Raw genomic sequence first — 12,994 nt, forward strand, 5'->3', positions numbered from 1 at the left:
GGGTAAACCGCTTTTAGAGATAAAAGAAAAAACGGTCAACCCGATATAGTTTTAAATGTTAAATCCAGTCAACCCACTTCAGGAGTAAGACAAAAAACAGACAACCAAAATTAGGTTACTACAATATTTACCTGAAAACCCGTTTTAAACGAGCACAAACTTCGTTTAAAACGGGTTTTTTCTCGTTTTAAACGGGGTTACAGTCCGTTTAAGACGAATTTCATCTCGTTTAAAACGAGATTTTTGCGACATCTACCTTTAGATGATGAATGTATCGGTATTCTTTTTATTTTTTACCGTTTATAGCTTCCAACAAGAATTTGCCCGGTTTGAATTTTACGGTTGTTCTTGCCTTGATCCGTACCGGAGTGCCGGTCTTTGGATTACGCGCCATCCGGCTACTTTGCGGTCTGGGAATCAACGTCCCGAAGCCAATAAGGACTATTTCTTCATTTTGGGACATTTTTTCAGTCACGATCTCTATATAAGATTCCAGGACTTTTTTTGCTTTTTGTTTATTCAATCCGGACTTTTCAGCTAAAGCCACAATGAGTTCTGCTTTGTTCATAGGTATTTTTTTTATGATTAATGATTCTGCAAAGCTAATGAAAAGACCTATTATTATTCAAGACTTCTCGAATTATTTCTTTTATTTTACATAAATATGAACTTGTTTATCTGTTTCTACGCTCTTTTAAGCTTCGCACCCGGTAAATGAATCGACTGAAAGCCAAAATGACTGTCAACTGTCAACTTCAGAACTGAACCAAATTCTTTTGGTATAGTTTAATCTGTCATAAAAGAAGAGGCGTGTCTGCGAAGGTGTACTTCTTTCCTGTAGATAACGGGATTTAATCCCGGTAGGGTTTGCCGGAATAAATGAAGAATGTATCTTTGTAGGAGATCGTTAACAACTTAAAAAGATATACCATGAATAAAATCAGTTTACTGTTTATTTTGTCTGTATTAATCACTTTTTCTGCATATGCCCAGGATGATATAAAGATAACGCATGCCCCTTATCTGCAAAATCTGGGAGAAAATGAAGTCACTATTGTATGGACTGCGAACAAGCCTTCGATCGGCTGGGTGGAACTGGCGCCTGATGACGGAACTCATTATTATCAGACAGAACGTCCGAAGTTCTTTAATGCGAAGAATGGCATCAAGCTGACCTCCACTGTCCATTCTGTGCATCTGACAGGGTTAAAGCCCGGCACACGTTATCGCTACCGGGTGTATTCGCAGGAAGTGTTAAGCCATGTCGGTTGGCGGGTGATTTACGGGAATGTGGCGGCAACGTCTGTTTACGGCAAGCAACCGCTGACGTTCCTGACCAGCGATCATAGCAGGCAATCCGTGAATTTTGCCATGGTCAACGATATCCACGGAAAAAGCGATTTGCTGGAAAAACTGATTTCCCATTGTGATCTGAAAAAGACCGATATGTTTCTGTTCAATGGCGATATGGTCTCTATTTTCAACAATGAAAAGGAAATATTCGAAGGCTTTATGGATAAGGCAACCGAGCTTTTCGCCTCCGAGATACCGATGTACTATACCCGTGGAAATCATGAAACCCGCGGTTCCTTTGCTATCGCATTCCAGGACTATTTCTCTCCGAAACAGGAGCATATCTATTATATGTTCCGCCAAGGACCTGTCTGCTTTGTTATCCTGGACAGTGGCGAAGATAAGCCGGATTCGGATCTTGAATATGCCGGCATAACAGTCTATGACCAGTATCGTACGGAACAGGCGGAATGGTTGAAGAAGGTACTTGAAAGCAAGGAGTATAAAGAAGCACCGTTTAAAGTCGTTGTCTGCCATATGCCTCCGTTTGGCGGTTGGCATGGTGAGCAGGAAGTCGCCGAAAAGTTTATCCCCTTACTCAATAATGCCGGTGTCGATATCATGCTTTGCGGTCATCTTCACCGGTATATGCGGAATGAACCGAAAGACGGCGTCCGTTTTCCGGTTATCGTAAACTCCAATAATACGGTACTGAAAGCGGAAGCAGGCGCAAAAGAATTAAACATCAGGATATTGGACATGGAGGGGAAAGAGGTGGATAAGCTGACAATAACCAAATAAGACATATAGGTGGGAGAACCCCCCTTCCGGCTGAACTATCAAAAATAGGAAGAATAGAATCAGTTTTGAAAATAACCTGTTGAAGCAGAGGTTCTATATTTGTGCAATCATAAAAACGGTAATCATTGTATAACCTAAATAGAATCTTTAATGAAAGGTATTTTCTTTGTCATATGTATGTGTTTTGTCTCGTTTGGTGTATCTGCCCAGGTCAGTGAGTCAGCCTTTGTAAATCCGGAGAATAAATACAAGCCTGTTCCTTTGTGGTTTTGGAATAATGCGACGGTCAATGAAAACGAATTGCTGGACCAATTCCGTCAGATGATCCGAAAAGATGGGTATGGCGGTTGTGCAATCCTTCCTTTCGGGCAGGACTTTAAGCCGGAATATCTGTCTGACGATTATTTCAATCTTTATGGCAGGATTATAGAGGAAGCCAAGAAACTGGATGTGCATATATCTCTGTATGATGAGTATGGCTTTCCGAGTGGAAGTATGGGAGCCATCAATGCGGATGGGGTACCTCGTTTTATGAACAAATATCCGGATGCCACGATCAAGCGGTTGGATAAAGTGGAGTATAAAGTGGCTGCCGGCGAATCATTCGAGCAGGTCGTTCCTGCCGGAAAACTGATGTCGGTCGTTGCAATGGACACGCTGACGAAGCATCGGATTTCACTGAAACAATATATCCGTTCCGGTAAACTCAACTGGAAAGTTCCGGAAGGGGCCTGGAAGATCCTGTTTTTCGTCTGTGTGAAAGATGGTGATCCGAATGTGGATTATCTGGACCCAGAAGCCGTCAGGCTGTTTGTAAAAGAAACTCATCAGGCATATTATGACCGTTTCTCTCCCTATTTCGGGAATACGATCATAGAAACTTTTTTCGATGAACCGACCCTGTACCGGGCTAAGGGACGTATCTGGACAGACGCGTTTAACGACAAATTTATCTCCCGTTACGGGGAATCCCCCGAATTGTTGTATCCGGCATTATGGTATGACATCGGGGAGGAAACACAATCTGCGCGAAACCGTCTGTTTGGCTTGCGTGCCCATTTGTATTCCGAAGGTTTTATGAAAACAATCGGTGAATGGGCTTCTGCCCATGGTATTTACTCTACCGGCCATCAGGATCAGGAAGAGATTGCGAATCCGGTGGGTACTTCAGGTGATTTGATGTTGTGTGGGAAATATATGGGGATTCCCGGTATTGACAAGATTGGCGGAGGCCGTCCGACCGAATTGTTTTATAAAGTGGTTTCTTCTTCTGCCTATAATTGGGACAAACGCCAGGTAATGTCCGAAACATACGGTGCTATGGGGAATATCAGTGTAAAAGAGCTTTACCACATAGCCATGGAACAATATACGAAAGGGGTCAATACGCTTATCCCTCATGCTGTCTGGTATAACGATCAGCATGTTACTTTTCTGCCTGAGTTATCTTGGCGGAACGAACTGTACCGGGACTCACTTCCGGCATTTAATAAGTTCCTGTCACGTCTCAACTATATTTTGCAGCAGGAAGGAAGACATGTCGCCGATATAGCAGTCCTTTACCCGATCGAATCTCTTCAGGGAGAACATGTGATGGACGGGGAACTGGGATTTTATGAAGGCGGGGTAATGATCCCGAATACGGATTATACACATGTCTCGGCTTTATTGACTGATACTCTCGGGCGTGATTTCACTTATCTGCATCCGGAGGTCTTATCTACAAAATGCCGTGTGAAAAAAGGACTGTTGCACCTCGATAATCAGGTGAACAAAGAAACTTTCCGGTTGATTATTATTCCCGGAGTAAAAACAATATCGTTAACGGCTTTACGACAGGTCGAGTCTTTCTTTAAATCCGGGGGGAATGTCATATTTACAACCCAGTTACCGGAGAAATCGGTAGAACCGGGACAGGACAAGGAGGTGAAAGACATCATTTCCCGTATATTAGGTATCAATGCTTCCTACGCAACTGCGGGTAAAGCCTTTTTTGTAGAGAAACCAGGACCGGATGCATTAAAGACAGCAATCGAAGATTCCTATCCTGTTCCTGATGTGGCCTTTGAAGCAGGGCATGAATTGAATTACATACATAAGGAACTGAAAAATCAGTCTGTTTATTATTTTGCCAATTTGAAAGATCAACCCTATCAGGCAAATGTCGTGTTGCGGGGGAAGCTGAAACCTGTCTTATTGAACCCTCATACCGGACAGCGGATGAAGGTGGCATATGAACATAAACGTGTTTCCGGTATGGAAACGACAACGGTTACATTACCGATAGAAAGGCATTCGTCCGTATTCCTTATTGATAACATTTTATAATAGAAAAATAGATACCATGAAAACAGGAAAAACTAAAATCGGCCTGATTGGACTGGGCCTGGATACGTATTGGCCCCAATTTGAAGGATTATACACATGTCTTTGCGGATACCAGGACTGGATCGCATCGGAGATGTCCCGTTCGGACACCGAAGTCGTTAACGCCGGGATTGCTGATAACCCGGTAAAAGCTGTTGAGGCAGCGGAAAATCTGAAGAAGGAAGAGATCAGCCTTCTGTTTGTCTTTATTTCTACTTACGCTTTATCTTCGACGGTCCTTCCGTTGGCCCAGCGTGTGAAGGTCCCGGTTATTCTCTTGAATATCCAGCCCGTTGCGGCAATCGACTATGAATATATAAACGGCTTGGGTGACAGGGGAAAAATGACAGGTGAATGGCTGGCACATTGCCAGGCCTGTTCCGTACCTGAATTTGCCAGCGTGTTCAACCGCGCCGGTATTCCTTATGAAATCGTAAGCGGCTATTTGCAGGAAGAATATGTGTGGAAGCAGATAAACGGCTGGATCGATGCCGCCCGTGTGGTAAATGGGATGAAGAATAACCGCATGGGAATCCTGGGACATTATTATTGCGGGATGCTCGATGTGTATACCGACCTGACCCGGCAGTCGTCTGTTTTCGGTACGCATGTGGAAATCGTGGAGATGTGCGAACTGAAAGCCTACCGCGACAACGTTACCGATGAAGATGTAAAAGACAAACTGGATGAATTCAATGCTTGTTTTGAGATCGACGAGCAATGCGAAGCCGGTGAGCTGGAACGTGCCGCCCGGACATCCATAGCCCTCGACAGGCTGATCGAAGCGCACGACCTGGGTTCGATGGCCTATTATTATGAAGGCTATGCCGGAAATGATTATGAGAATATCGTGACTTCCGTCATTGCCGGGAACACGTTGTTGACCGGACGCGAGATCCCTGTTGCCGGCGAATGTGAAGTGAAGAATGTACAGGCAATGAAGATCATGTCTTTGTTGGGAGCAGGCGGCTCTTTCTCTGAATTTTATGCCCTTGATTTCAAGGATGATATCGTTATGCTGGGGCATGACGGTCCGGCTCATTTTGCCATAGCGGAAGGAAAAGTCCGGTTGGTGCCGCTTCCGGTTTATCATGGCAAACCGGGTAAAGGATTGTCTATCCAGATGACGGTCAAACATGGCCCTGTTACTTTGTTGTCCGTCTGCGAAGGGAAAGACGGCGTTTTCCTGCTGGCAGCCGAAGGAGAATCGGTGGAAGGACCGACTTTGAAGATTGGAAATACGAACAGCCGCTATCGTTTTGCCTGTGGTGCCCGTGCTTTTATCGACGCATGGAGCAAGGCAGGCCCTTCCCATCATTGTGCGATAGGGCTTGGACATCAGGTAGATAAACTGGAGAAAATCGCATTCCTGCTGGATATACCGATTATCAGGGTAGGATAGGTGGGAGACTGCTATAGGAAGGGAGTTTGAGTAATGATTTATTAATTCGAAAGCCTTTCCTCTTTCAGTTTATAAGATAATATGTGTAAAAAATATCGTTTTATATTTGGTGGTTTAGAAAAAGGCTGTATCTTTGCAGCGTTAAATAAAAATGACAATGAAACAGAACATAGCAAATAGTCTCATTATTTCTCTAAACATTATTCTACTCTGGGAACGGGATAGGAAGTGAGACTGTACGTGCTTTTCTGATGCATGAAGATATTAAAGAGCCTTTCTCACTTCCTTGTGAGAGAGGCTTTTTTTATGAATGAACAAAAGAATATTAACAAATTTAAGACGATAAGAACTATGTCAGACAGATTATTTATTTTCGACACCACATTACGGGATGGTGAGCAAGTGCCGGGTTGCCAGTTAAACAGTATTGAAAAGATTCAGGTTGCCAGAGCACTCGAAGAGCTGGGCGTCGATGTGATTGAGGCTGGATTCCCTGTATCGAGTCCGGGCGATTTCAACAGTGTGGTTGAAATATCCAAAGCCGTTACCTGGCCGACTATCTGTGCTTTGACCCGTGCGGTTGAAAAAGATATAGATGTGGCTGCCGAAGCATTGAAGTTCGCCAAACGCGGACGTATCCATACCGGTATCGGTACTTCCGATTACCATATCCGTTATAAGTTCAACTCCAACCAGGACGAGATACTGGAGCGTGCCATCGCTGCCACCAAATATGCCAAAAGATATGTGGAAGACGTAGAATTCTACTGCGAAGATGCCGGACGTACGGACAATGCCTATCTGGCACGTGTCGTGGAGGCGGTGATCAAAGCGGGTGCAACCGTTGTGAATATCCCGGATACGACCGGTTACTGTCTGCCTGACGAATATGGCGCAAAGATCAAATATCTGATGGAGCATGTGGACGGCATCCAGCATGCAATCATCTCCACTCATTGCCATAATGACCTGGGTATGGCAACTGCCAATACCGTGCAGGGTGTCCTGAACGGTGCCCGCCAGGTGGAAGTGACCATCAACGGTATCGGCGAACGTGCCGGTAATACTTCGCTGGAAGAAGTAGCCATGATCTTCCGCAGCCACAAAGAGCGTGGTATCGAAACCAATATAAACACAACCAAAATCTATGGCATCAGCCGTACGGTTTCTAGCCTGATGAACATGCCGGTTCAGCCGAACAAGGCGATTGTCGGACGTAATGCTTTCGCCCATTCTTCCGGTATCCACCAGGACGGTGTATTGAAAAACCGTGAAAGCTATGAGATTATCGACCCGAAAGATGTCGGTATCGACGATAACGCAATCGTATTGACCGCCCGTAGCGGACGTGCCGCATTGAAACACCGCCTGAGTGTTTTAGGTGTGGAACTGGACCAGGAAAAACTGGATAAGGTATATCAGGAATTCCTGAAACTGGCTGACCGCAAGAAAGATATTAATGACGACGACGTGTTGATGCTGGCCGGAAAAGACCGCACAGCCATGCATCGCATCAAACTGGAATATTTGCAGGTTACATCGGGTGTCGGTTTACAGTCTGTCGCCAGCGTCTGCTTGAATATCGCCGGTGAGAAGTTCCAGGCTGCCGCTGCCGGTAACGGCCCTGTCGATGCAGCCATCAAAGCCGTGAAGTCGATTATCCACCGCACGATGACCATCCAGGAATTTCTCATCCAGGCTATTAATAAAGGTAGCGACGACATGGGTAAAGTCCATATGCAGGTGGAATACGACGGAAATAATTACTACGGTTTTGCCGCCAATACCGATATCATCGCTGCTTCCGTAGAAGCCTTTATCGACGCAATCAACAAGTTCGTAAAATAACATAATACATAATTAGCAATGAGCAAGACATTATTCGAAAAGATTTGGGAGAAACATGTGGTGGATACCCTGCCCGACGGAACGATCCAGTTTTACATCGACCGTCTGTTCTGCCATGAAGTAACCAGTCCGCAGGCATTTGCGGGGTTACGTGCCCGTGGCCTGAAGCCCTTCCGACCGGAGCAGATTACTTGTATGCCGGACCATAATATTCCGACATTGAACCAGGAGAAACCGATCGAAGACCCTGTTTCCAAGAACCAGGTGGATACATTGGAAAAGAATGCGAAGGATTTCAACCTGACTTATTACGGTCTGCAACACCCCAAAAACGGTATTATCCATGTAGTAGGACCGGAAACTGGTCTGACTCAGCCGGGTATGACGATCGTTTGCGGTGACTCTCATACTTCTACCCACGGTGCCATGGGCGCAATTGCTTTCGGTATCGGTACCAGCGAGGTAGAAATGACATTGGCTACTCAGTGTATTATGCAGCGCAAGCCGAAGACGATGCGTATCACCATCGACGGCAAACGCAAACCGGGTGTAACGGCAAAAGATTTCGCCCTATACATTATAAGTAAGATGACGACAGGCGGCGCTACCGGTTATTTCGTTGAATATGCCGGCGAAGCTATTCGCAACACAACGATGGAAGAACGTCTGACCATCTGCAACCTGTCTATTGAAATGGGTGCTCGCGGTGGTATGATCGCTCCCGACCAGGTCACTTTCGACTATCTGAAAGACCGTGAATTTTCTCCCCGTGCCGAAGCCTGGGAAAAGAAACTGGCTGAATGGCGTGAACTGTACAGCGACCCCGATGCTAAATTCGACAAGGAAATCGTATTCCATGCAGAAGATATCGACCCAATGGTTACATACGGAACCAATCCGGGAATGGGAATGGGCATCCGCGAAAACATCCCGACGATGGAGAGCGTAGACGAAGCCGGCCGTATCTCTTATAAGAAATCTCTGGACTATATGGGCTTCACCGCCGGTGAACCTGTATTGGGCAAAAAGATCGACTATGTCTTCCTGGGAAGTTGTACGAACGGCCGTATCGAGGATTTCCGTGCTTTTGCCTCCCTGGTGAAAGGAAAGAAAAAGGCCGACGATGTGATCGTATGGCTGGTTCCGGGCAGCTGGCAGGTGGAACGCCAGATCCGTGCGGAAGGTATCGATAAGGTGTTGACGGAAGCTGGTTTCGAACTGCGTCAGCCGGGTTGCTCGGCTTGCCTGGCCATGAATGAAGATAAGGTTCCGGCAGGCAAATATGCCGTATCTACTTCAAACCGTAACTTCGAGGGCCGTCAGGGACCGGGTGCACGTACCATCCTGGCCGGACCGTTGGTTGCAGCGGCAGCGGCAGTGACGGGTAAGATCACCGATCCGAGAGATTTAATGTAATAAGATTACGAACTGAAAAATCAAGAGAACGAAATGAAAGAAAAATTCACGATAGTAACATCGACCTGTGTCCCTCTTCCTCTGGAAAATGTTGACACAGACCAGATCATCCCGGCCCGCTTCCTGAAAGCGACCACACGCGAGGGCTTCGGAGATAATCTTTTCCGCGACTGGCGTTATGACAAAGCCGGTAACCCTAATCCCAACTTTGTATTGAATCAGGATACTTATAAAGGTCAGATTCTTGTTGCCGGGAAGAACTTCGGTAGCGGTTCCAGTCGCGAACATGCTGCCTGGGCGATTGCCGGATATGGTTTCCGGGCGGTAGTCAGCAGTTTCTTCGCCGATATCTTCAAGAACAATTCGATGAACAACGGCCTTGTTCCGGTTGTTGTTTCTCCGGAGTTCCTGGCGGAGATATTTGCTTCTGTTGAAGCCGATCCGAAAGTAACGTTGACAATCGACCTGCCCGCGCAGACAATCACCAACAACGCAACCGGCAAAAGCGAATCCTTTGACATCAATGCCTATAAAAAAGATTGCCTGGTAAATGGTCTGGACGATATCGATTATCTGCTGGCTAATAAGTCGAAGATAGAAGCGTACGAAGCAAATAGAAAGTAAGATGGTAGAAATAATGGATACAACCCTTCGGGACGGGGAACAAACATCGGGTGTCTCTTTTGCGGCTCACGAAAAGCTCAGTATTGCGCAGATGCTGCTGGGGGATCTGGGAGTAAACCGCGTGGAGATTGCCTCTGCTCGCGTATCGGACGGAGAGTTCGAAGCCGTGAAGCGAGTGGCTGTCTGGGCCGAACGTACCGGAAATCTGCATAAGCTTGAAGTATTGGGCTTTGTGGATGGCGACGCCTCGCTCAACTGGATCGAATCGGCCGGTTGCCGTGTGGTAAACCTTCTCTGTAAAGGTTCGTATAAACACGTAACCGAACAACTCCGCAAATTGCCCGAACAGCATATTGCAGATATCCGTTCTGTTGTATCGCTGGCTACCGAAAAAGGTATTGAGGTTAATATGTATCTGGAAGACTGGTCGAACGGGATCAAAAACTCTCCCGATTATGTCTTCCAGCTGATCGATGCGTTGAAAGACCTGCCGATCCGACGTTTTATGCTGCCTGATACGTTGGGTATCCTGAATCCGGGCAATACGTACGAGTTCTGCAAACAGATGCTCGAACATTATCCCGGGCTTCATTTTGATTTCCATGCCCACAACGATTACGACCTGGCGGTAGCCAATGTCTATTCGGCAGTCCGGGCAGGAATACACGGTGTCCACACCACGATCAACGGCCTGGGCGAACGGGCGGGAAATGCACCGCTCAGCAGTGTGATCGCCGTGATAAAAGACCATCTGAACGGTCAGACCAGCGTGCGGGAAGAGAAGATCAATGCCGCAAGCCGCCTGGTTGAGACCTATTCCGGCATCCATATCGCTCCGAACCGTCCGATCATCGGTGAACATGTCTTCACGCAATGTGCCGGCGTCCATGCCGATGGCGATAGCAAAAACAACCTGTATTGCAACGACCTGATCCCCGAACGTTTCGGCCGTGTCCGCGAATATGCCCTCGGAAAGACTTCCGGCAAGGCGAATATCCGCATGAACCTGGAATCGTTGGGAATCGACGTGGACGACGATTCCATGCGTAAGATCACCGAAAAGATCATCGAACTGGGTGACAAGAAGGAAATGGTGACGACGGAAGACCTGCCTTATATCATCAGTGATGTCCTTCACCATGATACAATGGCAGACCAACGTATCCGTATATTAAATTATTCCTTATCTTTGGCGCAGGGACTGAGGCCGGTAGCTACGCTGAAAATAGAGATCGACGGCGAGGCATACGAGGAATCCGCATCCGGCGACGGCCAGTACGACGCGTTCGTCCGTGCCCTTCGCAAGATTTATTCCGATCTGGGCCGCCCGTTCCCGATGCTGACGAATTATTCCGTATCCATTCCCCCCGGAGGTCGTACCGATGCCTTTGTGCAGACGATCATCAGCTGGAATTATGCCGGGATAGATTTCAAAACCCGCGGCCTCGATGCCGACCAGACGGAAGCCGCCATCAAGGCGACGCTGAAGATGCTGAATAAGATTGAACAATAAATATAGGAGGTATTAGTTATGAACAGAAAACTGACCATTGCGCTGGTAGCGCACGACAATCGTAAAGCTGACATGGTAGAATGGGCTGTACACAATGCAGAATTCCTTTCCCACCATCTTTTAGTATGTACCGGTACAACCGGCGGAATGATACGTAATGCTTTCGACGAGAAAGGTATTGCTGCCGAAGTAATCTGTATGCATTCCGGGCCGTTAGGTGGTGATGCAGAAATTGCCGCCATGGTGGTACGCAAGGAGGTGGATCTGGCGGTCTTCCTGATCGATGACCTGAACGCGCAACCGCACGAAGCTGATATTCAGATGTTGCTTCGCCAGTGTCGTGTTCATAATGTACCCATTGCTTGTAACCGTTACAGTGCCGACCTGATGATTACGAGTACCCTGTGGGACGATGATAGTTATGTCCCTATGGAACCCAAATATGTGCTATTTAAAAGAGACTAAAATAACAAACTGAAATGAAATTAAACATCGCAGTCCTTCCCGGCGACGGTATCGGTCCCGAGATTGTAGAACAAGGCATGAAAGCCGTTAAAGCCGTATGCGAAAAATATGGCCACGAACTAAGTTACAAACACGCTCTGGTGGGAGCGGTTGCCATCGATGAGACCGGCAACCCGTATCCGGATGAAACGCATGAACTTTGTATGCAGAGCGACGCCGTTTATTTTGGTGCGATCGGTTCTCCGAAATATGATAATAACCCTTCCGCAAAGGTACGCCCCGAACAAGGACTGCTGGGAATGCGTAAGAAGCTGGGACTTTTTGCCAATATCCGCCCGGTGACAACGTTCCCGTCGCTGTTGCATAAATCTCCGCTTCGTGCCGAACTGATCGAGGGAGCAGACTTTATGTGTATCCGCGAATTGACAGGCGGTATGTATTTCGGTCGTCCGCAGGGTAGAAGCGAAGATGGAAACACGGCTTATGATACCTGTGTTTATACCCGTGAAGAGATCGAACGTATCGTTCGCCTGGCTTACCAGTATGCACAGAAACGCCGCAAGAAAGTAACGGTAGTCGATAAGGCGAATGTGTTGGCAACTTCTCGTCTGTGGCGTCAGGTGGCTCAGGAGATCGAAAAGGAATATCCGGATGTGGAGACAGAATATATGTTTGTCGACAACGCCGCTATGCGTCTGGTTCAATGGCCGAAGAGTTTCGACGTGATGGTTACCGAAAACATGTTCGGTGATATCCTGACAGACGAGGCTTCGGTAATTACCGGTTCATTGGGCATGCTGCCTTCTGCTTCTATCGGTGTGCATACTTCCGTGTTCGAACCGATCCACGGTTCTTATCCGCAGGCTGCCGGAAAGAATATAGCCAATCCGCTGGCAACTATCCTAAGTGCCGCCTTAATGTTCGAATATGCTTTCAACGGGATGGAAGAAGGTGCATTGATCCGCGAAGCCGTTGCTGCTTCCATGGATGCCAACGTTGTAACCGAAGATATCGCTGAAAATGGCAAAGCCTACAAGACCAGCGAAGTAGGGGACTGGATTGCTGAATATATTGCGAAGAAGTAATAGGTTTGGAATTTATCAGATTTGAACTATCAGATTATTGACCAGTTGTACCTAGTTCCCCTCTCAAGAGACTGTGTAAAAACATATCTCAAAAAGATCTTTGACATTTTGTATAGTAAATAGAAAGAAAATTAGTTCTGGAAAAAGTTCTTGTTCTCAAATTTTGGCTGAAATCGACCT

The 12,994-nt window shown here is 46.8% G+C and carries 10 protein-coding genes; 9 read left to right on the plus strand and 1 reads right to left on the minus strand.

Annotated elements, in window-relative coordinates:
• Nucleotides 1-286 precede the first annotated feature (286 nt).
• Nucleotides 287-568, minus strand: coding sequence for an HU family DNA-binding protein (locus tag NBH14_RS27975; protein ID WP_128134149.1), 282 nt, complete (start codon nucleotides 566-568; stop codon nucleotides 287-289).
• Nucleotides 569-930: 362 nt separating this feature from the next.
• Between NBH14_RS27975 and NBH14_RS27980 the strand changes: the two genes are divergently transcribed.
• From NBH14_RS27980 to leuB, 9 genes are all read left to right on the plus strand, one after another.
• Entirely contained in the window at nucleotides 931-2,094 is a 1,164-nt protein-coding gene (locus tag NBH14_RS27980; protein ID WP_186961908.1) for a purple acid phosphatase family protein, read from the plus strand.
• 150 nt (nucleotides 2,095-2,244) lie between these two features.
• Nucleotides 2,245-4,422, plus strand: coding sequence for a glycosyl hydrolase (locus tag NBH14_RS27985; protein ID WP_186961909.1), 2,178 nt, complete (start codon nucleotides 2,245-2,247; stop codon nucleotides 4,420-4,422).
• Between the two features lie 16 nt (nucleotides 4,423-4,438).
• On the plus strand, nucleotides 4,439-5,863 hold the full coding sequence (locus tag NBH14_RS27990; RefSeq protein WP_186961910.1) for an L-arabinose isomerase family protein: 1,425 nt from the start codon (nucleotides 4,439-4,441) through the stop codon (nucleotides 5,861-5,863).
• Nucleotides 5,864-6,214: 351 nt separating this feature from the next.
• Nucleotides 6,215-7,711, plus strand: a complete 1,497-nt coding sequence (locus NBH14_RS27995; RefSeq protein WP_128134140.1) for a 2-isopropylmalate synthase — start codon at nucleotides 6,215-6,217, stop codon at nucleotides 7,709-7,711.
• A gap of 18 nt (nucleotides 7,712-7,729) precedes the next feature.
• Nucleotides 7,730-9,127 (plus strand): 3-isopropylmalate dehydratase large subunit, encoded by a 1,398-nt coding sequence (leuC, locus tag NBH14_RS28000; protein WP_250817973.1) that lies wholly within the window; start codon nucleotides 7,730-7,732, stop codon nucleotides 9,125-9,127.
• Nucleotides 9,128-9,160: 33 nt separating this feature from the next.
• Nucleotides 9,161-9,751 (plus strand): 3-isopropylmalate dehydratase small subunit, encoded by a 591-nt coding sequence (gene leuD / locus NBH14_RS28005; RefSeq protein WP_186961912.1) that lies wholly within the window; start codon nucleotides 9,161-9,163, stop codon nucleotides 9,749-9,751.
• Between the two features lies 1 nt (nucleotide 9,752).
• Nucleotides 9,753-11,264: a hydroxymethylglutaryl-CoA lyase-like TIM-barrel protein gene (locus NBH14_RS28010; protein ID WP_186961913.1), complete on the plus strand. Its 1,512-nt coding sequence runs from the start codon at nucleotides 9,753-9,755 to the stop codon at nucleotides 11,262-11,264.
• An 18-nt stretch (nucleotides 11,265-11,282) separates the two neighbouring features.
• Nucleotides 11,283-11,729 (plus strand): methylglyoxal synthase, encoded by a 447-nt coding sequence (locus NBH14_RS28015; RefSeq protein ID WP_186961914.1) that lies wholly within the window; start codon nucleotides 11,283-11,285, stop codon nucleotides 11,727-11,729.
• 14 nt (nucleotides 11,730-11,743) lie between these two features.
• On the plus strand, nucleotides 11,744-12,814 hold the full coding sequence (gene leuB, locus NBH14_RS28020; RefSeq protein ID WP_186961915.1) for a 3-isopropylmalate dehydrogenase: 1,071 nt from the start codon (nucleotides 11,744-11,746) through the stop codon (nucleotides 12,812-12,814).
• Nucleotides 12,815-12,994 lie beyond the last annotated feature (180 nt).

The organism is Parabacteroides caecihominis (assembly GCF_023656785.1).
Taxonomy (GTDB): Bacteria; Bacteroidota; Bacteroidia; order Bacteroidales; family Tannerellaceae; genus Parabacteroides; species Parabacteroides segnis.

Coding starts and splice junctions, on each gene's coding strand:
- leuB (WP_186961915.1), top strand. CDS start 11,744: ATGAAATTAAACATCGCAGTCCTTCCCGGCGACGGTATCGGTCCCGAG.
- NBH14_RS27980 (WP_186961908.1), top strand. CDS start 931: ATGAATAAAATCAGTTTACTGTTTATTTTGTCTGTATTAATCACTTTT.
- NBH14_RS27975 (WP_128134149.1), bottom strand. CDS start 568: ATGAACAAAGCAGAACTCATTGTGGCTTTAGCTGAAAAGTCCGGATTG.
- leuD (WP_186961912.1), top strand. CDS start 9,161: ATGAAAGAAAAATTCACGATAGTAACATCGACCTGTGTCCCTCTTCCT.
- NBH14_RS27995 (WP_128134140.1), top strand. CDS start 6,215: ATGTCAGACAGATTATTTATTTTCGACACCACATTACGGGATGGTGAG.
- NBH14_RS28015 (WP_186961914.1), top strand. CDS start 11,283: ATGAACAGAAAACTGACCATTGCGCTGGTAGCGCACGACAATCGTAAA.
- NBH14_RS27985 (WP_186961909.1), top strand. CDS start 2,245: ATGAAAGGTATTTTCTTTGTCATATGTATGTGTTTTGTCTCGTTTGGT.
- leuC (WP_250817973.1), top strand. CDS start 7,730: ATGAGCAAGACATTATTCGAAAAGATTTGGGAGAAACATGTGGTGGAT.
- NBH14_RS27990 (WP_186961910.1), top strand. CDS start 4,439: ATGAAAACAGGAAAAACTAAAATCGGCCTGATTGGACTGGGCCTGGAT.
- NBH14_RS28010 (WP_186961913.1), top strand. CDS start 9,753: ATGGTAGAAATAATGGATACAACCCTTCGGGACGGGGAACAAACATCG.